General features: G+C 71.9%; 27 protein-coding genes. 8 read left to right on the forward strand and 19 right to left on the reverse strand.

The features are described from left to right. The first annotated feature begins 18 nt into the window (after positions 1-18). Both ACIPV1_RS16035 and ACIPV1_RS16040 read left to right on the forward strand, forming a co-directional pair. Positions 19-774, forward strand: coding sequence for a glycosyltransferase family 2 protein (locus ACIPV1_RS16035; protein WP_402726792.1), 756 nt, complete (start codon positions 19-21; stop codon positions 772-774). A 95-nt stretch (positions 775-869) separates the two neighbouring features. Continuing rightward, positions 870-1,547, forward strand: a complete 678-nt coding sequence (locus ACIPV1_RS16040; RefSeq protein ID WP_402726793.1) for a hypothetical protein — start codon at positions 870-872, stop codon at positions 1,545-1,547. 42 nt (positions 1,548-1,589) lie between these two features. Here the strand turns inward: ACIPV1_RS16040 and ACIPV1_RS16045 are convergent, their stop codons facing one another. After that, entirely contained in the window at positions 1,590-2,198 is a 609-nt protein-coding gene (locus tag ACIPV1_RS16045; protein ID WP_123339097.1) for a helix-turn-helix domain-containing protein, read from the reverse strand. Between the two features lie 67 nt (positions 2,199-2,265). On the opposite strand from ACIPV1_RS16045, the gene ACIPV1_RS16050 reads away from it, so the two are divergent. Continuing rightward, a complete protein-coding gene (locus tag ACIPV1_RS16050) occupies positions 2,266-3,252 on the forward strand; it encodes an NAD(P)/FAD-dependent oxidoreductase (RefSeq protein WP_402726794.1) in 987 nt (328 codons plus the stop codon). 62 nt (positions 3,253-3,314) lie between these two features. Here the strand turns inward: ACIPV1_RS16050 and ACIPV1_RS16055 are convergent, their stop codons facing one another. The 15 genes from ACIPV1_RS16055 to ACIPV1_RS16125 all read right to left on the reverse strand — a co-directional run bounded on the left by ACIPV1_RS16055 (position 3,315) and on the right by ACIPV1_RS16125 (position 15,697). After that, complete coding sequence (locus ACIPV1_RS16055) at positions 3,315-4,403, reverse strand: DUF6314 family protein (RefSeq protein WP_402726795.1); 1,089 nt, start codon at positions 4,401-4,403, stop codon at positions 3,315-3,317. A 9-nt stretch (positions 4,404-4,412) separates the two neighbouring features. Further along, positions 4,413-4,667 (reverse strand): c-type cytochrome biogenesis protein CcmI, encoded by a 255-nt coding sequence (ccmI, locus tag ACIPV1_RS16060; RefSeq protein ID WP_123294874.1) that lies wholly within the window; start codon positions 4,665-4,667, stop codon positions 4,413-4,415. Beyond that, positions 4,664-5,017 (reverse strand): SHOCT domain-containing protein, encoded by a 354-nt coding sequence (locus ACIPV1_RS16065; protein ID WP_131844819.1) that lies wholly within the window; start codon positions 5,015-5,017, stop codon positions 4,664-4,666. The genes ccmI and ACIPV1_RS16065 overlap by 4 nt, the downstream gene beginning before the upstream one ends. Positions 5,018-5,201: 184 nt before the next feature. Further along, entirely contained in the window at positions 5,202-6,287 is a 1,086-nt protein-coding gene (locus ACIPV1_RS16070; RefSeq protein ID WP_402726796.1) for an NAD-dependent epimerase/dehydratase family protein, read from the reverse strand. Continuing rightward, the gene (locus ACIPV1_RS16075) at positions 6,287-7,480 is read right to left on the reverse strand and encodes a zinc-dependent alcohol dehydrogenase (RefSeq protein ID WP_131881876.1); all 1,194 of its coding nucleotides are present in this window, start codon (positions 7,478-7,480) and stop codon (positions 6,287-6,289) included. The genes ACIPV1_RS16070 and ACIPV1_RS16075 overlap by 1 nt, the downstream gene beginning before the upstream one ends. Before the next feature lie 124 nt (positions 7,481-7,604). Next, positions 7,605-8,492: an aminoglycoside phosphotransferase family protein gene (locus ACIPV1_RS16080; RefSeq protein ID WP_402726797.1), complete on the reverse strand. Its 888-nt coding sequence runs from the start codon at positions 8,490-8,492 to the stop codon at positions 7,605-7,607. A 106-nt stretch (positions 8,493-8,598) separates the two neighbouring features. Beyond that, entirely contained in the window at positions 8,599-9,156 is a 558-nt protein-coding gene (locus ACIPV1_RS16085; RefSeq protein WP_402726798.1) for a TetR/AcrR family transcriptional regulator, read from the reverse strand. 8 nt (positions 9,157-9,164) lie between these two features. Further along, a complete protein-coding gene (locus tag ACIPV1_RS16090) occupies positions 9,165-10,697 on the reverse strand; it encodes an MFS transporter (RefSeq protein ID WP_402726799.1) in 1,533 nt (510 codons plus the stop codon). A 69-nt stretch (positions 10,698-10,766) separates the two neighbouring features. Further along, positions 10,767-11,417 (reverse strand): DNA alkylation repair protein, encoded by a 651-nt coding sequence (locus ACIPV1_RS16095; protein WP_402726800.1) that lies wholly within the window; start codon positions 11,415-11,417, stop codon positions 10,767-10,769. A gap of 84 nt (positions 11,418-11,501) precedes the next feature. Beyond that, positions 11,502-11,699 (reverse strand): hypothetical protein, encoded by a 198-nt coding sequence (locus ACIPV1_RS16100; RefSeq protein ID WP_402726801.1) that lies wholly within the window; start codon positions 11,697-11,699, stop codon positions 11,502-11,504. 97 nt (positions 11,700-11,796) lie between these two features. After that, positions 11,797-12,513 (reverse strand): NYN domain-containing protein, encoded by a 717-nt coding sequence (locus ACIPV1_RS16105; RefSeq protein WP_402726802.1) that lies wholly within the window; start codon positions 12,511-12,513, stop codon positions 11,797-11,799. 150 nt (positions 12,514-12,663) lie between these two features. Beyond that, on the reverse strand, positions 12,664-13,860 hold the full coding sequence (locus ACIPV1_RS16110) for a peptidoglycan DD-metalloendopeptidase family protein (protein ID WP_402726803.1): 1,197 nt from the start codon (positions 13,858-13,860) through the stop codon (positions 12,664-12,666). A gap of 123 nt (positions 13,861-13,983) precedes the next feature. After that, positions 13,984-14,460, reverse strand: coding sequence for an SRPBCC domain-containing protein (locus ACIPV1_RS16115; RefSeq protein ID WP_111085859.1), 477 nt, complete (start codon positions 14,458-14,460; stop codon positions 13,984-13,986). Next, entirely contained in the window at positions 14,457-14,864 is a 408-nt protein-coding gene (locus ACIPV1_RS16120; protein WP_402726804.1) for an ArsR/SmtB family transcription factor, read from the reverse strand. The genes ACIPV1_RS16115 and ACIPV1_RS16120 overlap by 4 nt, the downstream gene beginning before the upstream one ends. 77 nt (positions 14,865-14,941) lie before the next feature. Further along, on the reverse strand, positions 14,942-15,697 hold the full coding sequence (locus ACIPV1_RS16125; RefSeq protein ID WP_402726805.1) for an AraC family transcriptional regulator: 756 nt from the start codon (positions 15,695-15,697) through the stop codon (positions 14,942-14,944). Positions 15,698-15,773: 76 nt separating this feature from the next. Here ACIPV1_RS16125 and ACIPV1_RS16130 point away from each other — a divergent pair, with 76 nt between their 5' ends. Together ACIPV1_RS16130 and ACIPV1_RS16135 are read left to right on the forward strand one after the other, a co-directional pair. Next, the gene (locus ACIPV1_RS16130; protein ID WP_402726806.1) at positions 15,774-16,592 is read left to right on the forward strand and encodes a TSUP family transporter; all 819 of its coding nucleotides are present in this window, start codon (positions 15,774-15,776) and stop codon (positions 16,590-16,592) included. A gap of 29 nt (positions 16,593-16,621) precedes the next feature. Beyond that, complete coding sequence (locus ACIPV1_RS16135) at positions 16,622-18,472, forward strand: gamma-glutamyltransferase family protein (protein WP_402726807.1); 1,851 nt, start codon at positions 16,622-16,624, stop codon at positions 18,470-18,472. A gap of 116 nt (positions 18,473-18,588) precedes the next feature. Here the strand turns inward: ACIPV1_RS16135 and ACIPV1_RS16140 are convergent, their stop codons facing one another. Beyond that, positions 18,589-19,632, reverse strand: a complete 1,044-nt coding sequence (locus ACIPV1_RS16140) for an NAD(P)-dependent alcohol dehydrogenase (protein ID WP_402726808.1) — start codon at positions 19,630-19,632, stop codon at positions 18,589-18,591. A 176-nt stretch (positions 19,633-19,808) separates the two neighbouring features. On the opposite strand from ACIPV1_RS16140, the gene ACIPV1_RS16145 reads away from it, so the two are divergent. Continuing rightward, positions 19,809-20,249 (forward strand): OsmC family protein, encoded by a 441-nt coding sequence (locus ACIPV1_RS16145; protein ID WP_123339114.1) that lies wholly within the window; start codon positions 19,809-19,811, stop codon positions 20,247-20,249. A 113-nt stretch (positions 20,250-20,362) separates the two neighbouring features. Further along, positions 20,363-21,892, forward strand: coding sequence for a threonine/serine exporter ThrE family protein (locus tag ACIPV1_RS16150; RefSeq protein ID WP_123937295.1), 1,530 nt, complete (start codon positions 20,363-20,365; stop codon positions 21,890-21,892). Between the two features lie 64 nt (positions 21,893-21,956). On the opposite strand, the gene ACIPV1_RS16155 is transcribed toward ACIPV1_RS16150, so the two are convergent. Next, entirely contained in the window at positions 21,957-22,640 is a 684-nt protein-coding gene (locus ACIPV1_RS16155; RefSeq protein ID WP_123937294.1) for a TetR/AcrR family transcriptional regulator, read from the reverse strand. Between the two features lie 179 nt (positions 22,641-22,819). Here ACIPV1_RS16155 and ACIPV1_RS16160 point away from each other — a divergent pair, with 179 nt between their 5' ends. Continuing rightward, complete coding sequence (locus ACIPV1_RS16160) at positions 22,820-23,137, forward strand: hypothetical protein (protein ID WP_123937293.1); 318 nt, start codon at positions 22,820-22,822, stop codon at positions 23,135-23,137. 91 nt (positions 23,138-23,228) lie between these two features. On the opposite strand, the gene ACIPV1_RS16165 is transcribed toward ACIPV1_RS16160, so the two are convergent. After that, positions 23,229-24,110 (reverse strand): SDR family oxidoreductase, encoded by an 882-nt coding sequence (locus ACIPV1_RS16165; RefSeq protein ID WP_123937633.1) that lies wholly within the window; start codon positions 24,108-24,110, stop codon positions 23,229-23,231. Positions 24,111-24,247: the final 137 nt, after the last annotated feature.

Below are 24,247 nucleotides of genomic sequence, written 5' to 3' on the forward strand. Positions count from 1 at the left end.
CTCCGGTTGGATCGGAGGATGGTCCGCGTCTCCGTCGTCATCCCCGTGCGCGACGACGCTGCGCACCTGCGACGCTGCCTCGACGCCCTCGCGGTGCAGACACTGCTCGCCGACGAGGTCGTCGTGGTCGACAACGGCAGCCGGGACGACAGTGCCGAGGTCGCCCAGGCAGCGGGGGCGATCGTGCTCACCGAACGCATCCGTGGCATCGCCCGGGCCTCGGCGCGCGGCTATGACCGGGCCTCCGGGGACGTCCTCGTCCGACTCGACGCCGACTCCGTCCCGCCGCCGGGGTGGATCGCCGACGCGGTGCGGCTGTTGGCCGATCCGTCGGTGGTCGCGGTGACCGGGCCCGGATGCCCGCACGACGGCGGACCGCTGATCGGCCGACTGTGGGACGCCGTCTACATGCGGCCGTACTTCGCGCTCATGTGGGCCGCGCTCGGCCGCCCACCGCTGTTCGGTTCCGCGATGGCGATGCGGCGCTGGACCTGGGACGCGGTCCACAGCCGAGCGCACCGCGAGGACCCCGAGGTGCACGACGACGTCGACCTGAGCATGCAGCTCGACCCGGCCTGGCGGGTGGTGGCCGACCCCGTGCTCACGGTGCAGGTGTCCGCGCGACCGTTGTCGGGCCTCCCGTCCGCACTGTTGCGGACGCGACGCGCCTTCCACACGTTCCGCGTGAACGGCCGGCGGGCGAACCCGGTGCGTCGGTGGGCGCGGCGGGTGCGCGCCGGGTTGCGGGTGCGGCGCGGGTGGCGCACGCGCTGACGGGGTCACGGAACGGTGACGCTTGCGGACGCCACCAGCACGTCCGCCTACGTTCGATCGTGCGGGCACGTCCGCACGACGAACGAGGGGGAACGATGCGGCGATCAGCGCGCACGACGACATCCGGGATCACGGCGACGCTGACGGCGGCACTGGCGATCGGACTCGCCCTGTCGGGCTGCGCCCAGAGCGCTCCAGCGGGACCGGGTACGCCGTCCGCGACGACGGCGGAGAGCACCGGCACACCGAGCGCCAGCCCGAGCAGTACTCCGGAGCCGACATCGACGATCACGCAGGTCCCCGGGGTCGACTACGACGGCGGCACGGTGCCGGCGAGCTGCACCGATCTCATCACCCCCGGCAAGTGGGACGACGCGTTCGCCTCCACTCCGCTGAACGACCCCTCGGTCGTCGGCGACCCGATCGCGATCCCGAAGAGTGCCTTCACCCCCGTCCTGCAGGCCGACGGCAAGCGTCTGTACTGCGTGTGGCGGGAACCGCAGGCCGACATCTCGTACCTGTCGATCGCAGTCGACGTCGTGGACTCGGCAACGGCGAGCGCAGCGCTGCAGAAGCTGCCGGACGACGGCTACGACTGCGGCAACGAGGCCGAGGGCTACCAGTGCCAGAAGGTGTCGAAGAACGAGCAGTACCCCGTGACCGACGGCGACACCTACTTCACGCGTGGTGACATCGGCATCCACATCCAGCAGTCGAACATCGAGACCTCGGGGCTCCTCGACGACGTCATGGACCACGTCTTCACGTCGTAGACCGAGCGGGCCAGCGGGCCAGCGGGCCAGCGGGCCAGCGGGTCAGCGCGTCGGTCGCGACCGCACGTGCGCTCGCTCTCCCTGGGGCCCGTACAGGCACAGCACCTCGGTCACCGAGTCGGTGACGTTGCCCATCCAGTGCGGGGTGTGGGTGTCGAACTCGGCGACCTCACCCGGCCCGAGGTCGAGGTCGTGTTCGCCGAGCACCAGGCGCAGCCGCCCGGACAACACGTAGAGCCACTCGTAGCCCTCGTGCGTCTTGAGCGACGGTTCGCCGCCTGGTGTGTTCGGTGGGAACAGCTGCTTGAACGACCGCACGCCGCCGGTGCGCTTCGTCAACGGCACGACGACCCGGCCGCCGTGCACCTCGGGCTTCATGTGCACCCGGGGGTCTCCGGTCTGCGGAGCTCCGACCAGGTCGTCGAGCGGCACCTGGTACGCCCGCGCCAGTGGGAGCAGAAGCTCGAGCGTCGGCTTGCGCTGCCCCGACTCGAGCCGCGACAGCGTGCTCACCGACACCCCGGTCTCCTCGGACAGGGCGGCAAGCGTGACGTCCCGGTGGGCACGGAGCGCGCGCAACCGGGGACCCACGCCGTCGACGACCTGGGCGGTCGTGCGGGGGGCGACTGGTTCCTGCGGGCCGTGGGACATGCTGCCCAGCTTGCCACATCAGCAAGGTTCCTTGCTGTCCGCGACCCATCGGCCGCATGCTCCTTGCATGCGTGATCACTACGACGTCATCGTCATCGGCGGAGCAGCCGCCGGCCTCTCCGCCGCCCTCGTCCTCGGGCGCTCCCGCCGCTCCGTCCTCGTCGTCGACGCGGGCGAGCCCCGCAACGCGCCGTCGGCAGGCGCCCACAACTACCTCGGGCGCGAGGGCATCGCCCCCGCCGAGCTGTCCGCGATCGGTCGCGACGAGGTCGCCGCCTACGGAGTCGAGGTGACGGCCGGGAGGATCGTGGCCGCGTCCGCGACGACGGGCGACGGCACCGACCTGGTCGGCTTCTCGGTCACGCTGGACTCCGGCACGGTCGTCACCGCCCGCAGGCTCGTCGTCGCCTCCGGCGCCGTGGACGTCCTGCCGCAGGTACCGGGCCTGGCCGAGCAGTGGGGGCGCGGGGTCGTGCACTGCCCGTTCTGCCACGGATGGGAGATCCGCGACCAGCGCATCGGCGTGCTCGTGACGACACCGAACGGCGTGCACCACGCGCTGATGTTCCGGGCGTTGAGCGAGCACGTGACGGCGTTCGTCACCGATCCGGCACTCGTCGACGACACCGCCCTGGCCGGTTTGCGGGCCCGCGGGATCGAGGTCGTGGATGACACGGTCACGCAGGTCCGCTCGTCGGAGGGCACGCTGACCGGGGTCACGCTCGGCTCCGGCGAGGTCGTCGAACTCGACGCCCTGGCCGCGGCGAGCACCGCTGAGGCGCGCGTGGACTTCCTGTCCGGGCTCGGCCTGGTCGCCACCGACCAGTTCATGGGCGACTTCCGGTACGCGAGTGCGCTGACGGTCGACCCGGCCGGGCAGACCTCGGTGCGCGGTGTGTACGCGGCCGGCAACGTGGCGGCCCCGATGGCGACGGTCATCGCGTCCGCTGCCGCTGGGGTCCAGGCGGGAGCGGCGGCGCACGGCGACCTGGTGCAGGCGGACCTCGCGGCGGCGTTGGCCGCGGCGGCGGGCTCTGGGCGAGTCTCGGCCTGAGCGACAGTTCTCGCGCTCGGAGCCGCGAGGAGTGTCGTCCACCCCGAGACTCGGGGCAGCCGTCAGTCGACGCGGTAGCCCGCCTGCGCCGCCAGCAGCGGGGCGAGCGTGTACAGCTGGTCGGCGCCGATCGTCGCACCGCGGAACCCCTCGAGGCGCTCGACCCGGTCGAGGTCCGCACCCCGCAGGTCCACGTGGTCGATCCGGGTGTTGGACCCCTCGGCGTCGCGGATGCTGCTGCCCTCGAACGACACCCGCAGCAGCTTCGCGTCCGCGATGTCGAGCTCGTCGATGACGCAGTCGCGGAACACCACGTCGGTGAGCGTCGACCCGCGCAGGTTCACGAACCCGAACTTCATCCCGACGAACTCGACGCCGTTCAGCCCGGAGTCGTACAGCTCACCCGAGCCGATGCGCCCGCCGGACACCCGGACCTCGCGCCACGAACTGCTCGACGCCCGCAGCACCGGGGCGTCGAGCGTGTCGATGATCGAGTCGTGCACCCGCAGGCCACGGAAGTCGGCGCCGTCGCCCCGGAGCGTGTCGATGACGCACTCCTCGATCTCGAGATCGGGCAGCCGCTCACCGGCCAGGTCGAGCACGCCGATGCGCTTCCCCTCGATGCGGTCGCCGGTCAGGACGTCGCCGGGTCCGGGGACCCAGTCCTGCAGGTCGACGGGCTCGGTCAGGGTGATGCGCGGGGCTTCGGTGCCGGAGGAACGTGCCATGGACTCAGTCTGGCGCGTGCCGTGACGCTCCAGCACGCTGTCGAGCCGGTAGTCCTTCGCCGGGCCCCGGGCTTCCCAGCGCACGGTCCACCGCTGCTCGTCGCCGTCCAGTGCCCCGGTGTAGTCGTCCGGAGCACAGGCGTGGGCGACGCTCGTGCCCCACACCCAGTCGTGGAACACCCGGCCGTCGGCGAAGTGCACGGTCCACGCGTGGTCATCGTCGCGCCGGACGGTCAGCGTGCGCGACACCGGGGTGGCCCGGCCGTCGAAGGTCATCACGCCCGCTTCGTCCCAGCGCACCTCGTCCGCGCCGACCGCGGTCAGCGTCGTGGTGCCGGTGACGATGCCCTGCACGCCGGCACGCCGGTCGTCCAGGGTCCGGCGGAGCACCCACTCCCCCAGCAGGTCCGTCGGCAGCAGCACCGCCCCAGGCTATCCGCGCAGGGCCTCGGCTCGGGCCGCCCGGTGCTCCTCGTCGGAGATCACACCGCGAGCGTGCAGGTCGTCGAGTTCCGCCAACCGCTGCTCGCGGAGCGTCCGGGGCGCACCGTTCGAGCGACGGCTCCGGACGACCGCGATCCACACGGTGACGACGACGGCGACCACGATGAGCCCCATCGCCACGCTCCACACGATGTCGTACAGCGGCGGGATGAGCGGGTTGTGCAGCTCCTCGGAGGCGATCATCCGCGCAGGGCCTCGGCTCGCGCCGCCCGGTGCTCCTCGTCGGAGATCACACCGCGAGCGTGCAGGTCGTCGAGTTCCGCCAACCGCTGTTCGAGCGGCTTCTCGGGCGCGAGCGTCCGGCTCTGCATCGCCTGGTACGCGATGTCCTCCTGCATGGTGAGCGGGTTCTGACCGCGGTCGGCCATCCGCTTGCCCCGGTAGAGCGTCAGGACGACGATCGTCAGGGTGGTGAGGATCGTCAGGGCTGCGACGACCCCGAACGCGATGCCGAACCAACCGCCGAACAGGTCGGGCATCCCCGAGCCGCCCGGTCCCTCGAGTTCGCTGAACGCCGACCAACTGAGCACCATCGCGCTCCCCCTTCTCACAACGACGAGCGAAGCGTAGCGCGACCCGAGCGCCCGTTCCTTCCCAGAACACCCGCGATGGGAAGCGGAATCGGGCGTACCTGGCCGAAACTTCCGACCAGGTACGCCCGAAAGCACCCGCAACGCCCCGGCAGCACCAGCCCCGCCCAGCCCCCGCCCAGCCCAGCTACCCCCGCAGCGGATCCGACGCGGCCACGTGCGCCCCGTCCGCGAACCCGGCCACGAGCGCACGCAACGCGTCTTCGGAGGTGTGCCGGGCCTCCCATCCGAGCACCGACCGGGCACGGTCGGTCCGCATGATCGGCACGCCGGCCGCGATGTCGATCCAGCCGGCGTCCGTCGGCTGCAACCGCAGCCGCCACGTCAGCGTCACGATCCCGCGCAGCAGTCCGAGCGGGATCCGGACGGCACCGAGCATGCCGAACGCCCGGGCCAACCGCGGCGGGTTGAGCACGGGCGACGCAGCGATGTTGAACGCTCCGCCGGCCCGCTGGTCGACGGTCCGCCAGTACGCGTCCGCGACGTCGTCGGCGTGCACCGCCTGGAACACGAACGGGTACGGCAGGGGCAGCACGAGCCACCGGATCCACCGCACGATCGACATCGGCACGAGGTGTCCGAGGAACAGCCCGCGGATCTCGGCGGCGGCGTCCCGCTGGAAGATCAACCCCGGGCGCAGCCGTGTGACGACCACGGACGGATGGTCTGCCTCGAACGCGTCCATCGCCGCTTCGTTCTCGGCCTTGTGGATCGAGTACGTCGCGGTGGGGATGCCGTCGGTCGGCCAGCTCTCGTCGACCGGGGTCCGCTTGCCCGCGGCGTCGACGCCTCGGTAGGTCCCGACCGACGACGCGACGACGACCTGTGGCACCCCTGCTCGCGCCACGGCCGACAGCACGTTCGCGGTGCCGGTGACGTTCGTCCGGTACTGCAGCGGGATGTCGTGCGTCGGCTGCAGCGCCCAGGCCAGGTGGATCACGGCGTCGGCACCGGTGAAGACCGCGGTGAGCTGGCCGACCGCGTCGGACGCGCCGATGTCGACGGCGTGCCAGACGGCGGAACCGTACGGCTCCGCGTGCACGTCCGGCAGCCGCCGCGCGACGCCGACGATCTCGACGCTGCCGCCGCGCCCGTCGCTGTCGGAGGCACCGGGCGAGGCCCCGTCCGCCCGCGCGGCGACCCGCGCCTCCGCGAGCCGACGGAGCACCGCCGTCCCGACGTTGCCGGTCCCGCCGACGACGACGATCCGCATCAGGCGGCGGCCAGGGCGGGGTCGAGCACGACCTTGACGCAGCCGTCCTGCTTCTTCTGGAACACCTCGTACATGTGCGGGGCGTCCTCGAGCGACACCCGGTGCGTGGTCAGGTCGAGCGTGCCGAGCGGGTCCGACGGGTCCTGCACGAGCGGCATGATGTCGTCGATCCAGTGCTTCACGTTGCACTGGCCCTCGCGGATGGTGATCTGCTTGTCGAAGAGCGTCATCATCGGCATCGGGTCGGCCATGCCGCCGTAGACGCCGCTCAGGGAGACGGTGCCACCGCGGCGGACCAGGTCGATCGCGGCGTGCACGGCTGCGAGCCGGTCGATGCCGGCGACCTCGATCGCCTTCTGCGCCAGTGCGTCGGGCAGCAACCCGGCCGCTCGCTGCGCGAAGCCGGCGACGGGGTTGCCGTGCGCCTCCATACCGACGGCGTCGACGACACCGTCCGGGCCGCGGCCGTCGGTCAGGTCGACGAGCTCCGGCACGGTGTCCTTGGTCAGGTCGAACACCTCGGCGCCGTGCTTCGCCCCCAGGTCGCGGCGGACCTGTTCGGGGTCGACGGCGAGCACGCGGTAGCCCAGGTGCTTGCCGATGCGGGCGGCGAACTGGCCGACGGGGCCGAGTCCGAGCACCGCGAGCGTGCCACCCTCCGGCACGTTCGCGTACTGCACGGCCTGCCACGCGGTGGGCAGGATGTCGCTGAGGAACAGCCAGCGGTCGTCGGGCGTGCCGTCGTCCGGGATCACGATGGGGCCGTAGTCCGCGTGCGGGACCCGGAGGTACTCGGCCTGGCCGCCGGGGACCTGGCCGTACATCTTCGTGTAGCCGAAGAGCGCCGCTCCCGAGCCGTACTCGGTGACCTGGGTGGTCTCGCACTGCGACTGCAGGCCGTTCTTGCACATCCAGCAGTGACCGCACGAGATGTTGAAGGGGACGACGACCCGGTCGCCGACCTTCAGGTTCGTGACGGCGCTGCCGACCGCCTCGACGATGCCCATGGGTTCGTGGCCGAGGACGTCGCCCTTGTCGATGTACGGGCCGAGGACCCGGTACAGGTGCAGGTCGGAGCCGCAGATCGCCGTGGACGTGATCCGCACGATCGCGTCGGTCGGTTCCTGGATGGTCGGGTCGGGGACGGTCTCGACGGACACCTTCTCGGTGCCCTGCCAGGTCAGTGCGCGCACGTCGCGTTCCTCTCGTGGTCGCTTCGGGCCGGCCGGGAGGCGCGGCTCGCTTCTCCCTCCTCGGTACGCGCCCGCCCCGTGGTGCGTTCACAGCCCCGCCTGGGTTCGGGGCTCCGCCGCCCGGTCAGACGACCGGATCCGCGAGCATCGTGGCGAGCACGCGCTCGTGCTCCGCGCGGTCGCCCGGACCGGCACTACCCGCGAGCATGATGAGCGCCTTCCACAGCGCCCAGCCGCGCGCCCGCGCCCACGCGTCGGCGTCGAGCCCCACGGCCTCGTGGAACACCGGGCGCGCCGCCGGCTCGAGGAACGTCCACGCGAGCACGAGGTCGCAGGCCGGGTCACCGACCCCGCACGTGCCGAAGTCGATCAGGGCGGCGAGGCGTCCCGCGTCGTCCACGAGCAGGTTGCCCGGCGCCACGTCCCCGTGGAACCAGACCCCCGGACGGTCCCAGGTCGAGGCGACCGCGTCGTCCCAGATGCGTTCGCACGCGGCACGGTCGACCTGCGCGCCCAGGGTGTCGAGCGCCGCGACGACCTCGGCGCCGTACACCGAGGGGTGCTCGCCACGGTGGAACGAGTGCACGCCGGCGGTCGGGCCCCCGGTGGCGGGGAGGCTCCGGAGCTGCCGGAGCACCGCGCCGACGTCGGCGGCGAAGCGCTCGTGGTCGAGGTCGACCGCACGCGCCGCCACCGTCCCGTCGAGCCACCGCCGGACCGACCACGGGAACGGGTACCCCTCGCCCGGTTCGCCCAGACCGACCGGCTCGGGGACCGCGACGTCCAACCGGCGTGCCAGGTACGGCAGGACGTCCTGCTCCTTCTCGACCGCGGGCACGTAGCCGGCGGCACTCGGCAGCCGGACGGACAGCGCGTCGCCGAGTCGGTACGTGCGGTTGTCCCAGCCCTGGTGGTCGACCTCGCGCACGGGCAGGCCGTTCCACTCGGGGAACTGCGTCGCGACGAGTCGTTCCACGAGTGCGGCGTCGATCCGGGGCACTTCGGTGTGCATGGCCCCAGGGTAGGCCGACACCGCCGACCGGACCACGGGGGTCGGGCCGGCCGCCTGCCCTGGTGACCGGCGGGGCGCGCCGGCACCGGGCCTCCTGGCCGGGTCGTCAGGCGGGTTCTGCCAGGGCGAGCAGCGCGTCACGGGTGACCGTCAGCTCGCGTGCGTCCAGGTACGGCGGCATGGCGACAGCTGCTGCGAGCCCCTCGGCCGCGTGCCGGACGACCAACGTGCGGTCCTCGGGCAGGCCGTCGCGCGCGAACACCGCGCGCCAGTCCTCGGCGTCCGCCGCGACGACCGCCTCGACCCCCGGCACCGCCATCAGACCGGTCCAATGCGCGGTCGGCGAGAAGACCTCCATGGCGCGTTGGCTGCCGCCGCACAGGGTCCGCACGTAGGCGCGGAGGACCTTGCCAGGGCGGTTCTCGGCCAGGTCGACGTGCCGCAGCACCTCGTCCTTGAACGTCGCGAGACCGTGCGCGGCGACGGCGAGGAGCAGCTCGTCCTTCGACGGGAAGTGGTGGAGCAGGCCGCTCTTGGAGACGCCGGCGTCCGCCGCGATCTCGGCGACGCTCACCCGGGTGCCGCGCTCGGCGAGCAGCCGCTCGGCGGCATCGAGGACCGCCTGGCGAGTGCGCTCACGATCGCGGGTGCCGTCAGTGCTCATGACGACCTTCAGTGCTCATGCGGTCCATCCTGCCGGTTCGGGATCACCCGGAGTGCGACCGCGGCGGCGACGGCGAGCGCCACGGCCGCGCAGATCGAGGCGAGCTGCATGCCGCCGGTGAAGGCGTGCCGAGCGTGCTCGAGGATCGGGTCGCCGTCCTGCAGGACCTGGGACGCCGACGCCAGGGACTCACGGATCCGGTCGCCGACACCGCCGCTGACCGCGCCGCTCGTGACGTCGAGGTTCGACCGGTAGAACGCGGTCTGCAGCGAGCCGAGCACCGCGATGCCGAGCGCGACGCCCAGTTCGTACCCGGTCTCGGAGATGGCCGAGGCCGCACCGGCACGCTCCCGCGGTGCCGCGGCGACGACTGCGTCGGTGGCCAGGGTCATCGAGACCCCGACGCCCAGGCCAACCACGGCGAGGGCGATCGCGATCCCCCAGTACGTCGGCAGCCCCTCGGCGAACGCGAGGCCGGCCATGCCCACGGCGGCGACCGCCAGGCCGAGACCGATCGACCGGCCGGGTCCGACCCGCCGGGACAGCAGCCCGATGATCGCGATCACCGCGATCGAGGCCAGGGTCGCCGGCAGCTCGGCCGCTCCGGCGAGCAGCGGCGTGAACCCGCGGACCAGCTGCAGGTACTGCGAGAAGAAGAACAGCAGGCCGCTCAGCGCGAAGACCGACAACGAGTTCGCGACGACGGCGCCCGAGAACGCCGGGATCCGGAACAGCTGCAGGTCGATGAGCGGTGTCGTGAGGCGCTTCTGGCGGCGGACGAACCACCAGCCGGCGCCGATGCCGAGGAGTGCCGTCAGGGGCACCGTCCAGTCGAACCCGTGCCCGGCGACGTGCTTCACGGCGTACACGAGCGGCACGATCGCCAGCACCGAGAGGACGGCGGAGAGCAGGTCGATCGGGGTGCGCGAGCCGCCCTTCGACTCGGGCAGGAGGATGGCTCCGGCGATGACGATCACGACGATGACGGGGATGTTGATGAGGAAGACCGAGCCCCACCAGAAGTGCTCGAGCAGCGCACCGCCGACGAGCGGTCCGGCGGCGGCACCACCCGTCGCACCCGCTGACCACACGGCGATCGCGGTGGTGCGCTGCCGGGCGTCGCGGAAGATCGTGCGCACCAGCGACAGGGTCGACGGCATCAGGGTCGCTCCGGCGATGCCGAGCAGTGCCCGCGCGGCGATGAGGAGCTCGGGCGTCTGCGCGAACGCCGCGGCGGCCGAGGCCAGGCCGAACGCGACCGCGCCGATGAGCAGCAGGCGCTTCCGGCCGATCCGGTCGGCGACGTTGCCCATCGTGACGAGGAGGCCCGCGAGCGCGAACGAGTAGACGTCGCCGATCCAGAGCACCTGCGTCGCGGTCGGGTCGAGGTCGGCGGTCAGCGACGGGACGGCGAGGGCCAGCACGGTGCCGTCGATCGCGAGCAGCACCACGGCCAGGGTGAGGACGCCGAGCGACGCCCATTCACGGACGGAGGCGCGGTGGATCGGGGTGGTGCTGGTGCTCGGGGTGGTTTCGGTCACTCGGAGACCTTAACCGACCACATGGTCGGTAGAGCCGACTGCACAGTTGGTTGCCAGCGTCGTTCGCGCTCAGGCCCGCAGGCGGTCACGTTCTGCCGGCGGTAGGTGCTCGGTCGCCGTGTGGCGCGCCGCAGGCGTCAGGAACCGTCCGCTCTTCTCGAGGAACGCAAAGAGCGCCGGCTCCGACGCGCGCTTGCCCGTCTCGCGCAGGACCCACCCCAGCGCCGACTGCACGGTGTCGCTCCGCTCCCGCACCAGGCGTCCGGCGATCCCGAGTGGCACCTCGGCGTCGCCCTGCTTCGCGAACGCCAGCGTCGCCACGACCGCGATCCGGCGCACCATCGCCACGTCGGACTTCACGAGCGCGAACAGCGGCCCCGTCGAGCCGCCCACGAGCGGCGCACCGACGAGCTCCTCGGCTGCCAGGTCGACCAGCGCCGGGTCGTCGAAGCGCTCGGCCTTCGCTGCCGACAGGTACTCGTCGGTCAGCTCCGGATCGGGGTGCTCGCGCATCGCCTGCACCAGCAGCAGCACGGCGATGAGCTTCGCGCCGTCGTCGTCGCTCCAGAGCAGCGCCGAGCGCTCGCCGTCGTCGAGGCCCTCGAACCGCCGTGCGACCCGGCGCGCCGCCGCGACGTCCCCGCTGGTGCGCGCGAAGGCGACGAGCACGGCCTCCGCGTCGGCCCCGTTCCCAGCCCCAGTCCCGCCGCGCGATGTCATCCGGTCAAGGGTATCCGCGCCGCCCTGCCCGCACTTCGTGAGCAGCAATGGTCGGGTGCCCGAAGGCGACCCGACCATTCCTGCTCACGAAGGTCGCTCCATCCGGATCACCACCGCGACATCGTCGACGACGGTCTCGGCGACGAAGGCGATCGCTTCCCGCTGCGCTCCGGCGGCCAGCTCGATTCGACTGACCTGCGAGATCGCTCCTGGCGCCTGATCGTTCTGGACGACCCACCACTTCCCCTCTCGATGCGCGTGCGATGTGAACATCGTGGTCATGAGTCCTCGTTTCGTGGCAGGGAGCAGGTCCTGCGCAGTCCGGTTGCACCCCGTGGTGATACGCAGTACATTGGCCGCACACCCCCGGATGTCTCGACTACCGGGCGCGAAGCCCCGCCTCTGGCGGGGCTTCTGTACTTCTGGCACGCCAACGCTTCGGTCGCGTGATGACACCGTGAACGTCCGCGATCCTGTCGGGCAGCTGCGAGTCGCGCATGGCGGCCGCCCGAACGTGACGCACATGGTCGGGCTCCAGTGCGAGGAGACTCCGCGCAGGGAAAGGGCTCGGGCACATGAGCCCGATCTCGACGCCACCCCTTTCGCGGACGATTCGCAGTGCGTCGACGAAGTCGGAGTCGTTCAACAGGACGAAGGCCGCGTCGACCAACCCGTCCATCGCATCGCAGACCAAGTGCGCAGCCAGACTCACGTCCGACCCCTTCTCCTCGATCTTCCGGACCCGCACAGTGCGCGGGGAACCGTCGTCGTCCAGTTCGAGCGGACTCTTCGCCATCCATCGCCGATCGGAACGGAACGTGCCGAAGTGCGTGGTGACCGCGGGGAGCGTCGCGAGGGCGCGCAGGTAAGCGCTCTGCCTGGACGGCGCCGCCGGATCTTCCCCTTCGACGAAACGCACGCGCGCAGTGAAGTACCGCACGACGATGACCTCGAAATCCGGGAGGAGCGTCTCACTCAGCTTGCGGACGTCCAGCCACCGGCAATCCGGCCGGTGTTCCAGGGCGCGTCGGTAGAGATTGAAGCCGTCGATGTACACAGCAGCCCGCCGTTTGCGGTCGATCTCTCCCACACCCATCGGGACAGCCTGTCATGTGATGTTCCACTCGATGGAGTGAGCGTTCGCCGGGTGCGGGGCGCCCGCACTTCGTGAGCAGGAATGGTCGGGTGCCCGAAGGCGACCCGACCATTTCTGCTCACGAAGCGGTACGCCGCCAGCGCTCCCGGATCAGCGGAAGTGCATGTTCTTCAACGGGTCGACGAGCGTGCCGTTGCGCCGCGTCTCGACGTGCACGTGCGGGCCGGTCGACTGGCCGGTGTTGCCGGACTTCGCGATCTCGGTACCGAGCTTCACGATCTGGCCCTTCTTCACCTCGATCTTGCTGAGGTGGGCGGTGAGCACCGCGGTCATGCCGTAGGTCACGACGATGTAGTTGCCGTACGAGGCGTCGTTCGCCACGGTCTTGGTCACCTCGCCGGTGCCGGAGCCGTACACCGGGGTGCCGACGGGCACGGGCGCGTCGGTGCCCTGGTGGTAGCGCGGGACGTGTCCGGCGCCACGGTCGTCGCCGTACTTGCCGGTGATCTTCGTCCCGTTGACGGGCCAGGCCAGTCCGGTGACGGGTCGGCTCGACCAGACGCGGGTGTCCTTGGAGCCGTAGAGCACGACGTTGCCGTCGACCTGCACGAGCAGGTTGCCGGAGCCGGCCGTGCCGGTGCGCGAGGTCCAGAGCGCGACCTTCTTGCGCGATGCGTCACGGGTCCAGATGACGAAGTTGCCCTTGGACTGCAGTTCGGCCCAGGCGCCGGGGTGCCCGCCGGTGCGCGACTGCCAGACGACGCGACCGCTGACCTTCTGCACCAGGTTGCCGTCGGTGCGCATGTTGAGGATGCGTGTGTTCGTGGCGTCGGAGCGCAGCACGGTGCCGCCGAGGAGCGTGTTCCCCGAGGCGACCCGGTCCTGGTAGGTGGTCCAGTTCACGACGACGGACTTGCCGGCGAGCAGCGCCATGGTGCCGTCGGCGCGGATCTTCAGCGCCGTCGAGTTCACGGTGCCGGCCGAGGCCCAGCGCGCCAGTCGCTTGCCGTTCTTGGTGATGTCGAGGGCACGGTTCTTGCCGACGACCGCGATCGCGCCGGGGGAACCGGCGGTGTTCGAGGCCCACAGCACGCGGTTCCCGATGCCGTACTCGACCAGGTTGCCGTCGCCCTGCATGATGAGCTTGAACTGGCCGTTCGGCGACGTCACCTGGTCGCCGGGGTTGATCTTGGTGCCGGCGGGTGCCGATCCGACCCACACCGCCGATGCCGCGGCGGGTTCAGCGGTCGCGACGAGGGCACCGGCGGCCAGGGCCAGCACCGTGAGCGCGCCGGCGAAGCGTGGGAGTCGGCGCGCACGTGCGACGGTCGACGGAGTGGTGGTCATGGATCCCCTGACTCGGAACCGACCACGCCCCTGCGCGGTCGTTCGGCGCTCGCCCTGTACGAGTCACCGAACGATGTTCGCTTTTCTGCGCGGGGCGCACAACCCCTTGACAGGGGGGTGCGGCTACGGCTGCTGGAAGAACTCCTTCGGTGTCGCCAGCAGTGCTTCGAGCTTGTGGAACGACTGCGTCCAGCCGGCGATGTTCATGTCGCGCATGAACTCGGGGAAGGGTCCCTGCGTCAGGGTGACGATCGTGCCGTCGCCGTCCTCGGCGAACTCGAGCGTCAGGGACAGCGCGGTGCCGTCCTCGACCCCCGGGATGCCGTGCGCCGTCGAGGTGCCGACGATGATCCGGTTCTCCTCGATCTGCTCGAGGGTCGAGGTGACGGGCGACGACCACTCGGCGTTGTCGTTGCTGACCATCGTGAGGTTCCAGGCGCCACCGACCCGCGCGTCGACCTCGACGGTGGCGACGGGGACGTGGAAGCCGAGGGGCCCGAACCAGAGCGCGAGCAGCGCCGGGTCGACGAACGCTCGGTAGACGTCGGCGACGGGGTGGGCGAAGCGGTGGGTGGCGTGGGCGGTGAACTGTTCGGTCATGACTGCTCCTGCGGATCGACGGTGAAGGCGGAACTGGTGGAACTGGCGGGTGGGGCGGTGGACGGGCTGCCCACCGGGGCGGGCCTGCGCTGGGCGGCGAGCAGGGCCTCCAGTCGGTCGAACCGGCGGTCCCAGTCGGGACGCAACCGGCCCAGCCAGGCGCCGAGCTCGTCGACGGCCTCGGGCCGGAGACGGCACGTGCGCCACGTGCCGTGCCGCTCGCGCGTGATGAGGCCGGCGCGTTCGAGCACGCCGAGGTGCCGCGAGATCGCCGGGGCGCTGACGTCGAACGGCTCCGACAGCTCGGAGACGGTTGCCTCGCCCTTGCCGAGCCGTTCGACGATGCGCCGTCGGATCGGGTCGGCGAGCGCCGACAGGACGACGTCGGTGTGGTCGGGTTCCATCGTCGCCTCTCGGTGAACTAGACGGTTAATTAACCGTTGCGTTCAGTATGCGCCCACTCCCGGAAGAGCGCAAGACCTCACCGGAACCGGGACGGCGGGGCCCCGAACGCATTCGAGAAGGCGGCGGTGAACGCCGCGGGGGTCGCGTAGCCGAGTCGGCCCGCCACCTCCGTCACGGTGCCGCGTCGCAGGGCCGGGAGGCTCGCCAACAGTCGCGCACGCACGCGCCAGCTCGCGGGACCCACCCCCGTGGCCGCACGGAAGTGGCGGTCGAGGGTGCGTTCCGAGACGGCTGCCGCACGTGCCCAGTCGGTGTTCGTCACGTGGACGTCGGGCTCGGCCAGGTACGCCCGACACAGGTCGCGCAGGACGCCCCGTGGCGGCAGCGAGACGCTCAGCGGGATCGGTGCGACGCGCTGCAGCTCGTGCAGGGCGAGCCGGACGAGGGTGCCGGCCCGGCCGCCGTCGTCGTACGGCACGTCGAGCGCGTTGGCGGCGCGAAGCACCTCGCGCAGCAGGGGCCCGACCTCGACGACGGTGCACCGTGTCGGCCACCAGGGCACGGCGTCCGGCTCGACGTACAGGCTCCAGGTGCTGACGTCGAGCATCCGGACCTCGTGGGGCACCCCGGGCGGGATGAGCACGGCCCGGTCGGTCGGCACCGTCCACGAGCCGTCGTCGGTCTCGACGAGCATCACGCCGCTCGCACCGTAGAGCAGCTGCGCCCGTCGGTGCTCGTGCCGGGCGAGCAGGTGGTCCGGCGGGTAGTCGGTGCCGATCGGCAGGACGTCGAACGGCTGGTGGTCGAACTCGGAGACCGGGACGTTGCGCACACGTCGAGGCTAGGTCTCGAAGGAACATGCCGCACACCCGATCGTCCGCCGTGGTGATCCCGGCTGGGATGGAGGCATGTCGTTCATCGTGCTCGTGGTCATCGGGGTCCTGGTCGGGGTCACCACCGTCCTGTTCGGGTTCGGCGGTGGGTTCGTCACCGTGCCGATCATCACCGTCGCCGACGCAGCCCTCGGTGGCGACGCCGTCCGGGTGGCCACGGCGACCTCGGCCCTCGTGATGCTCGTGAACGCCGCCGTGGCCACCGTCTCGGCCCGGCGCGGCGCCCTCGCACCACTCCGGGGCCGTTCGTCGCTGTTCGTCCTGCTCGGGGTCGGCGGCACGGTCGGGGTGCTCGCCGCACGAGAGGCACCGGACGCGCTCCTGCGCTGGGGCTTCGTCGTCTACCTCGGGGTCACGGTCGCCGACCTGCTCCTGCGCCCGGGCTTCCTGCGCAGCTCGGCGACGGATCGCGCAGTCGCGACCCGCGGCGGTGGACGCGACCAGGGACCGACCCGCACCGGCGTGCCGACTGCCACGGGCCTCCCGATCGGTGCGGTCGCGGCGTTCCTCGGCGTCGGCGGCAGCGTGGTGACGGTCCCGATGCTGCGCCGGTCCGGTGCCACCATGACCGCGGCGACAACGCTGGCGAACCCCCTCACGCTGGCGATCACGCTGCCCGCAGCCGCGGTGACCATGCTGCTGCCGGCGGTCGTCCCGCACACCGCCGGACTCGTCGGCGCCGTCGACGTCCGGGCAGCCGCAGCCCTGCTGGTCGGCGCGATGCCGGTCATCGTGCTGCTCCGACGTCGCCCTCCGCACCCGCCCGAGGTCGTGCACGCCTGGGGGTACGTCGCACTGCTCGTCGCCGCGGGGATCGTCGTGGCCCTGGGCTGAGCGGCGAGCCCTGGGGAGAGGATGGGAGCATGCCGACTCCGAACCCCGCCTTCGTCCCGCCCGCCACGCAGACCTCGCGTCCGGACCTGCAGGGCACGTTCGGCATGGCGGCCGCGACGCACTGGATCGCGACCGCCACCGCGCAGTCGGTGCTCGAACGCGGCGGCAACGCCTTCGACGCAGCCGTCGCGGGCGCGTTCGTCCTGCACGTGGTCGAGCCGCACCTGAACGGCCCGGGCGGCGACCTGACAGCGGTGTTCGCGACGGCGTCGGACCCGACCCCGGTCGTGCTCGTCGGCCAGGGTCCGGCACCGGCCGGTGCGACGCCCGAGCACTACCGCGCCGAGGGCCTCGACCTCGTCCCCGGTTCCGGCGCGCTCGCCGCCACCGTCCCGGGTGCCGTCGACGCGTGGCTGCTGCTGCTCCGCGACCACGGCACGTGGGAGCTCGTGGACGTCCTCGCGCCGGCGATCGGCTACGCCCGTGACGGCCACCCGGTCGCAGCCGGAGTGGTCCGGACGATCACCGCCGTGCAGGGCCTGTTCCGTGACCACTGGCCCACGTCCGCCACGCAGTGGCTGCCAGGAGGCACGGTGCCGGTCCCCGGGGACCTGGTGCGCAACGAGGCGCTGGCCGCAGTGCTCGACCGGCTCCTCGACGCCGGTGACGGCTCCGGCAGTCGGACCGCCCGCATCGACGCCGCACGGAGCGAGTGGGCCGAGGGCTTCGTCGCCGAGGCGATCGACCGCTTCGTGCGGGAGCCCCACCGACACGCGTCGGGGACCGACCACGCCGGGGTCGTCCGGGCGTCGGACCTGGCGGCGTTCCGAGCGTCGTACGAGCCCGCGGCGACGGCGGAGTTCCGCGGCTGCACGATCGCGAAGACCGGGCCGTGGGGCCAGGGTCCGGCGCTCCTGCAGACCCTGCGGCTGCTCGAACCGCTCGACGACGCACTGCTCGACCCGTCGACGTCGGTCGGCGCACACACCATCGTCGAGGCGCAGAAGCTCGCCATGGCCGACCGCGAGGCGTTCTACGGCGACGGCGACGTCCCCCTCGACGTGCTGCTGTCCGATGCGTACACCGACGAGCGGCGCGCGCTGATCGGGGAGCGGGCCTCGGCCGAGCTGCGACCGGGCGCGATCGCGGGCGTCGAGCGGGCGATGCCGCCGGCCCGGACGTCGTACTCCGCCGGCGACGGCGCTGGTCTCGGCGAACCCACGGTGCAGGTCGCTCCGGTCGCTCCGGTCGAGGACCGCGGCGAGCCGTTCGTGACCCCGGACGGCGAGACCCGGGGCGACACCTGCCACATCGACGTCGTGGACCGCTGGGGCAACATCGTCAGCGCGACGCCGTCCGGCGGGTGGCTGCAGTCGTCGCCGACGATCCCGGACCTCGGGTTCTGCCTGGGCACCCGGCTGCAGATGACCTGGCTCGAACCGGGCACGGCGTCGACGCTCCGCCCCGGCGAGCGCCCGCGAACGACCCTGACGCCGACCCTGGTGCTCCGTGACGGCGTCCCCGTGGCCGCGGTCGGCTCACCCGGCGGCGACCAGCAGGACCAGTGGCAGCTGCTGTTCCTGCTGCGGTGGATCGTCGGCGGGTACACCCCGCAGCAGGCGATCGACGCCCCGGCGCTGCACACGACGTCGTTCCCGGGGTCGTTCTGGCCGCGCACGTGGGAGCCGGCGGGGCTCGTGGTCGAGGACCGCCTCGGCGACGACGTCATCGCGGAACTCGAGGCACGTGGTCACGTCGTCCACCGCGCCGGCGACTGGTCGCTCGGACGGCTGACGTGCGTGACGCGGGACCCGGCCACCGGTGTCCTCGGTGCCGCCGCGAACCCCCGCGGCGCCCAGGGCTACGCCGCCGGCCGCTGACCTGCGCTGATTCCTTCCCAGAACACCTGCGCTGGAAAGCGGAATCGGGCGTACCTGGTCAGAACTTCCGACCAGGTACGCCCGATTCCGCCAGCTACGCCGCGAGGCGCCCCGCGTCAGAGCGTCGGGACGACGACCGCGCGGCCCGACAGCTCGCCGGCCTCGAGCTTCCGGTAGGCCTCGAGCGCGTCCGACAGCGCGTACCGCTCCACGTCGGGGACGATCTGCCCGGCGCGGTACATCGCGACGACCTCGTGCAGGTCCTCGATCGTGCCCCAGTAGGTGTTCGTGATCGTCGACTCGTACGGCGTCGCGAAGAAGTTCCACTCGGTGGTACCGCCGGCGATCCCGACGACGGTGAACCGGCCACCGACCGCCATCGACGCCTGAGCGACCTTGATGGTGGGCGTCGCTCCGACGAAGTCGAACGCGGCATCGACCCCGCGGCCGCCGGTGATCTCGCGGATCGCAGCGGCCTGGTCCGGCCCGCCGGGCACCGTGATCGCGCCACGGGCGGCAGCGCGGTCCATGGCGTCCTGCTTCATGTCCGTGGCGATGACCGTGGCGCCGGTGAGCGCGGTGAGGATCTGCACGGCGATCTGCCCGAGGCCGCCGAGCCCGACGACGAGTGCGAAGCGACCGCCACCCGCCAGGTTCGGCAGCGCGTTCTTGATCGCGTGGTACGGCGTGAGTGCGGCGTCACTGAGCGGTGCGGCAGCGATCGGGTCGGCGTCGCCGAGCGGCACGAGGTTGCGAGCAGGGACGCTGACGTACTCCGCCATGCCGCCGTCGCGCCCGAGACCGATACCCATGTAGGGGTTCGTCGCGGCGTTCTCGCAGTAGGTGTCCTGCCCCTTCGAGCAGTACGAGCAGTGCCCGCAGCCGACCGGCCCGTAGACCAGGTAGGCGTCGCCCTCGGTGAACCCGGTCACGCCGTCGCCGACGGACTCGACCCAGCCGGAGTTCTCGTGCCCGAGGACGAACGGGGGTCGCTGCGACCCCGGAGCACCGGCGGCGAACTCGCGGTACACCGCGACGTCCGAGTGGCACGCGCCGGCACCTGCGACCTTGAGGAGCACCTCCCCCGGACCCGGGGTGGGCTTCGGGACTTCCGTCAGGGACGGGAAGGTCTGGTACTGCTCGAACACGACGGCGCGCATGATGGGTCTCCTTTGAACACCATCACGCTACACCTGTTGTTGTGGGCAACACCTGTCGCTCAGAACGGCGAAGCCTGCGTCTTCGCCGTGAGCCGGTTGCGAGAACGTGCGTTCTCCGCTTGACTCGGCTGCGACGGTCCCGCTCGGGTCCGATCCCCCACACGAAAGGAGCGGCCATGCCCACGCGCACCGCACGCACCGCCTGGAACGGCGGCCTCAACGACGGTTCCGGCCAGGTCGAACTCTCCAGCTCGAAGGTCGGCACCTACGACGTCTCGTTCCCGAAGCGCGCCGCTGACGAGGCCGGTGGCAGCACCAGCCCCGAGGAGCTCATCGCCGCCGCACACTCGGCCTGCTACGCCATGCAGTTCTCCGCCGTCCTCGGCGAGGCCGGCGGCACGGTCGAGGCCCTCGACGTCAAGGCCGACGTCTCGCTCGGCCCGGACTCGGCTGGCGGCTTCAAGCTCACCGGCATCGCCCTGACCGTGCACGGTGAGGTCACCGGCATCGACGAGGCGACCTTCCTGAAGGCCGCCGAGGACGCCAAGGCGACCTGCCCGGTCAGCAAGGCGCTCACCGGCGTCGAGATCACGCTCGACGCGACGTTCGAGCAGTAGTCGGGTCGCGTCCGAGACGCGACCGACCACCTGACGGGAGGCCCGGTGCCAGCTGGCACCGGGCCTCCCGTCCGCTCTGGTCGCGTCCAGATCGCGACTGGCACCATGGTCGGATGGCCGAGCAGCACTTCCCCGGCGAGCCCAAGCCGGGGCGCCCACACCGGCCACCCCGCCCCCGACGCCGCAGCCTGGCGCAGCACGACCTGCGCGACGCACGTGCCCGACTGCGCGGCACGATCTACGAGCACGTCGAACCCGACGCCAAGGGGCGCGACCAGTACACCGCCGCCCAGATCGTCGACTTCTGCCTCGACCTGGCCGAGGTGATGCTCGCCTCCGGCGCCGACACCCGCAGCGTCGAGACCGCCGTCGTCGCGGTGTCGACGAAGTGGAACCTGGCCCCGCTCGACCTCGACTTCTCCGGCAGCTCGGTGACGATCCAGTACGCGCCGGCCGACATCCCGCCGCTCGTGAAGGTCCGGACAGTGAGTTCCGACGGCTCCGACCTCGACCGACTCGCGCGCGCGAACCAGATCGTGGACGACCTGATCCACGACCAACGGGACATGACCTCGGGCGTGAGCGCCCTCGTGGCGGTGCTGCGGATGCCGCCGCGCTGGCCCACGTGGCTCGCCGACGTCGGGCTCTCGATCCTGGGGACCTCGATCGCGATGCAGGCCGGTGGTGGGTGGCGAGCGGGCATCGGCGCCTTCGTGCTGATGTTCGGGATCATCCTGTCCGGGCGCTGGCTGACCGGTCGTGGCTACCCGCAGTTCTTCGTGTCCGGCGCGCAGGGAGCGGTCGCGTCGGTGATCGGCACCCTGGCCATCGGAGTGGGCGTCCTGCACCCGGCGGGTGCCGCCACGATGGTGGCGGCCCTGGTGGTGCTGCTCCTGCCGCACGTCTCACTCGTGACCTGGGCCCAGGACGCGATCTCCGGCTTCCGCGCGATGGCGGTCGCCCGGGCGTTCTACATCGGCTTGGTCATCGCCGCCATCGTCGTGGGGGTGCCCGCGGGGATCGCGATGACGAAGTGGCTGCACCTCGAGGTCGACCCGTCGGGCATCGTCACGCAGGCGTTGCCGTTGTGGGCGTCACTCTCGCTCACGGTGGTGTCGGCCGGGGCGAACTGCTTCGTGCAGCAGGCCAGTGCGCGGGTGATCCCCGTCGCCGTGGTGTTCTCGGTGGCGGCGGGGGCCTCGCTGTGGGGGCTGCGGCAGCTCGGCCTGCCGCTGCTCGGCGCGACGTTCCTGGCCGCGGTCCTGCTCGGCGTGCTCTCCACCTACGCAGCGGCGCGGATGCGGACCGCGGTCGCGGCGATCGCGGTGCCGGCGTTCTGCGGAGCGCTGCTGCCCGGGGTCGCCGTGTCGAACGCACTGCTGAACTTCATGTCGGGCTCGTCGAGTGCGGCCCTCGACTTCGTGGCCGCGGTCTCCGTGGCGCTCGGGATCGGCGCCGGGCTCGTGCTCGGCGGCCTGTTCGCAACACCTGGTGCGCGCCGGGCGCTCCGGCGGACCCGTCGGGTCGTCGTGCACTCGGTCCACAACGACACGACGGCGCTCCGGGTCATCCGCGACACCGGGTACGACCCCGGCGACGGCTCGGTGCCACGCGGGTCACGGTCGGCGCCGGACGGACGCTGACGGTGCGGCGCTCCGGACGGGCGCTGACGGCCCGGCACTCCGGACGGCCGCTGACGGTCCGGGCTCAGATGTCCCAGCTGCCGTCGTCGCCGTCGCTCCACGTCGCGTGCCGGCGGGCGGCCTGCGGCTCGTAGCGCTCCATCCAGCCGCGCTCGAGTCGGGCCACCGCACGGTCGAACGCCGGCACCAGGTCGAGGTCCGAGCGGAGCAGGGCCTGGAGCTGCAGCCCCTCGTACAGCGCGATGAGCTGTTCGGCGCCGCGACGGGGTTCCATGGTGTGCGGGGCGCGACCGACGGCGATGTCGTGCTCGAGGCCGCGCTTCACCTGGGCGTAGAAGAGCTGGTAGCGCGACCGCAGGTAGGTCGCCATCGGGTGCTCGGCGTTGCCCGCGACGGACAGCAGGGCGACGAGCAGGCGCATGAGCGCGGGGTCCTCGGCGTTCGACGCGACGATCGCGCGCAAGAGCTCGACGGTCGAGCCGTCGCCGACCTCGCGGGTGACCTCGTCCATCCGACCGCCGTTCCAGCGGTCGACGGCTGCGAGCACCAGGCCGTCCCAGGACGGGAAGTGCTGTTCGAGCTCCTCGACGGAGATGCCCATCCGCTCGGCCACGTGCACGGCGCGTGCTTCGTGGAAGGGGACGTCACGGAGCAGGTCGACGGTGGCCCCCACGATCGTGATCCGGAGGTGCAGGGTGGCCGCCGCGGCCGCTGCGGCCTGCGTGTCGGCGCTGGTGTTCTCGAGCATCGTGCCCTCCGTCGTTCCACGGACGTCCTGTCCGAGGTCTCCCCGAGTCCGGGGCACGTCCATCCAAACGCAGAACGGGGGACAACAGAATCCCCGGTACGGGTGTCAGCACATGGGGGGACACGGACACCGACACCACGCCCAGCGCGTTCGCACGGATCCGTGTGACGATGCCGGGCATGACCCCGAACGACCCCACCGCACAGGGACTCGCGACGATGGCATCGGCCGGCTTCGAGTTCGGCGGCGACCCGGAGCAGGTCGCGCACGACGTCCGCGCGATGTGGGAACAGCTCGGGCGGCCCGCGGGCGCGTTCGGGGCGGCGGCCCAGGCGATCGCCGTGCTGCCCCAGCGCCCCGAGGTGCCGATCGCCGACCAGGCCCGCCGCCGCGCGTTCGAGCACGCGATCGGCATCAACCCGGTCGAGGTCGAGCTCGCGGCAGCACTGTCGGCGCGGGAGCTCCTCGAGCGGATGGCGCGCGCGGTCACCTGCTGACGTCGCCACGGCCCGCAGACGGGACCACCCGGACGACGGGAGGCGCGGTACCCACCGGCACCGCGCCTCCCGTCAGCCCGTCGGCGGCGCCCTACGGCGTCGGCATCCCACCGTCGACGTGCAGCGTCTCGCCGACGACGTAGGACGACTCACCGCTCGCCAGGAACACGTAGGCCGGCGCGAGCTCGGCCGGCTGGCCCCAGCGGCCCAGGTAGGTCTGCTCGCCCGCGGACGGCAGCGCCTCGGGCGGCTGCCCGCCGGCCGGCTGCAGCGGCGTCCAGATCGGCCCCGGTGCGACGGCGTTGACGCGGATGCCCTTCGGCGCGAGCTGCGCAGCCAGGCCCTTCGCCAGGTTGTTCACGGTGGCCTTCGTGGCCGCGTAGTGCACCAGGTGCGGCGACGGCGCGTAGGCCTGGATCGACGTCGTGTTGATGATCGTGGAGCCCGGCTGCAGGTGCGGCACGGCGGCCTTCGTGATCCGGAAGGTCGCGTAGGCGTTCGTCTTGAACGTCTCGTCGAACTCCTCGTCCGAGATGTCCTCGATCGAGGAGACGTTCTGCTGCTTGCCCGCGTTGTTCACCAGGATGTCGATCCCGCCGAGCTGCGCGACGGTGTCGGCGACGATCTGCTCGCAGACCGCGAGCGAGGTGATGTCGCCGGGCAGCGCGACGGCCTTGCGGCCGGCTGCCTCGATGAGCGCGATGATGCGGTCGGCGTCCTCCTGCTCCTCGGGCAGGTACGAGATCGCGACGTCGGCGCCCTCGCGTGCGTAGGCGATGGCGACCGCTGCGCCGATGCCGGAGTCGCCACCGGTGACGAGGGCCTTGCGGCCCGTCAGCCGTCCGGAGCCGCGGTAGGTGTCCTCGCCGTGGTCGGCGGGGACGTTCTCCGCCATCTCGGCGTCGGTGCCGGCGCCCTCGAGGTACTGCTCGTCCGGCTTCTTGTCGGCGTACATCTTCGTCGGGTCCTGCATGGCGTATTGGTCGAGCCCTGCCTGGTCGAGCGCTGCCTGGTCGAGTCCTGCCTGGTCGTTCTGCTGGTCCGTCATGCCGCCGACGGTACGCAGGGGCGCACCACGGGCCGTCCAGGAGGCTGTCCCCCGTCGCGCGG

The sequence above is a fragment of the Curtobacterium sp. NPDC089991 genome (genome assembly GCF_044748425.1).
GTDB lineage: Bacteria > Actinomycetota > Actinomycetes > Actinomycetales > Microbacteriaceae > Curtobacterium.

What these genes read in the sequence shown, in the direction of transcription:
- ACIPV1_RS16035 (WP_402726792.1), top strand. Translation starts at nt 19, where the DNA reads ATGGTCCGCGTCTCCGTCGTCATCCCCGTGCGCGACGACGCTGCGCAC.
- ACIPV1_RS16040 (WP_402726793.1), top strand. Translation starts at nt 870, where the DNA reads ATGCGGCGATCAGCGCGCACGACGACATCCGGGATCACGGCGACGCTG.
- ACIPV1_RS16045 (WP_123339097.1), bottom strand. Translation starts at nt 2,198, where the DNA reads ATGTCCCACGGCCCGCAGGAACCAGTCGCCCCCCGCACGACCGCCCAG.
- ACIPV1_RS16050 (WP_402726794.1), top strand. Translation starts at nt 2,266, where the DNA reads ATGCGTGATCACTACGACGTCATCGTCATCGGCGGAGCAGCCGCCGGC.
- ccmI (WP_123294874.1), bottom strand. Translation starts at nt 4,667, where the DNA reads ATGATCGCCTCCGAGGAGCTGCACAACCCGCTCATCCCGCCGCTGTAC.
- ACIPV1_RS16065 (WP_131844819.1), bottom strand. Translation starts at nt 5,017, where the DNA reads ATGGTGCTCAGTTGGTCGGCGTTCAGCGAACTCGAGGGACCGGGCGGC.
- ACIPV1_RS16070 (WP_402726796.1), bottom strand. Translation starts at nt 6,287, where the DNA reads ATGCGGATCGTCGTCGTCGGCGGGACCGGCAACGTCGGGACGGCGGTG.
- ACIPV1_RS16080 (WP_402726797.1), bottom strand. Translation starts at nt 8,492, where the DNA reads ATGCACACCGAAGTGCCCCGGATCGACGCCGCACTCGTGGAACGACTC.
- ACIPV1_RS16085 (WP_402726798.1), bottom strand. Translation starts at nt 9,156, where the DNA reads ATGAGCACTGACGGCACCCGCGATCGTGAGCGCACTCGCCAGGCGGTC.
- ACIPV1_RS16095 (WP_402726800.1), bottom strand. Translation starts at nt 11,417, where the DNA reads ATGACATCGCGCGGCGGGACTGGGGCTGGGAACGGGGCCGACGCGGAG.
- ACIPV1_RS16100 (WP_402726801.1), bottom strand. Translation starts at nt 11,699, where the DNA reads ATGACCACGATGTTCACATCGCACGCGCATCGAGAGGGGAAGTGGTGG.
- ACIPV1_RS16105 (WP_402726802.1), bottom strand. Translation starts at nt 12,513, where the DNA reads ATGGGTGTGGGAGAGATCGACCGCAAACGGCGGGCTGCTGTGTACATC.
- ACIPV1_RS16110 (WP_402726803.1), bottom strand. Translation starts at nt 13,860, where the DNA reads ATGACCACCACTCCGTCGACCGTCGCACGTGCGCGCCGACTCCCACGC.
- ACIPV1_RS16115 (WP_111085859.1), bottom strand. Translation starts at nt 14,460, where the DNA reads ATGACCGAACAGTTCACCGCCCACGCCACCCACCGCTTCGCCCACCCC.
- ACIPV1_RS16120 (WP_402726804.1), bottom strand. Translation starts at nt 14,864, where the DNA reads ATGGAACCCGACCACACCGACGTCGTCCTGTCGGCGCTCGCCGACCCG.
- ACIPV1_RS16130 (WP_402726806.1), top strand. Translation starts at nt 15,774, where the DNA reads ATGTCGTTCATCGTGCTCGTGGTCATCGGGGTCCTGGTCGGGGTCACC.
- ACIPV1_RS16135 (WP_402726807.1), top strand. Translation starts at nt 16,622, where the DNA reads ATGCCGACTCCGAACCCCGCCTTCGTCCCGCCCGCCACGCAGACCTCG.
- ACIPV1_RS16140 (WP_402726808.1), bottom strand. Translation starts at nt 19,632, where the DNA reads ATGCGCGCCGTCGTGTTCGAGCAGTACCAGACCTTCCCGTCCCTGACG.
- ACIPV1_RS16145 (WP_123339114.1), top strand. Translation starts at nt 19,809, where the DNA reads ATGCCCACGCGCACCGCACGCACCGCCTGGAACGGCGGCCTCAACGAC.
- ACIPV1_RS16150 (WP_123937295.1), top strand. Translation starts at nt 20,363, where the DNA reads ATGGCCGAGCAGCACTTCCCCGGCGAGCCCAAGCCGGGGCGCCCACAC.
- ACIPV1_RS16155 (WP_123937294.1), bottom strand. Translation starts at nt 22,640, where the DNA reads ATGCTCGAGAACACCAGCGCCGACACGCAGGCCGCAGCGGCCGCGGCG.
- ACIPV1_RS16160 (WP_123937293.1), top strand. Translation starts at nt 22,820, where the DNA reads ATGACCCCGAACGACCCCACCGCACAGGGACTCGCGACGATGGCATCG.
- ACIPV1_RS16165 (WP_123937633.1), bottom strand. Translation starts at nt 24,110, where the DNA reads ATGCAGGACCCGACGAAGATGTACGCCGACAAGAAGCCGGACGAGCAG.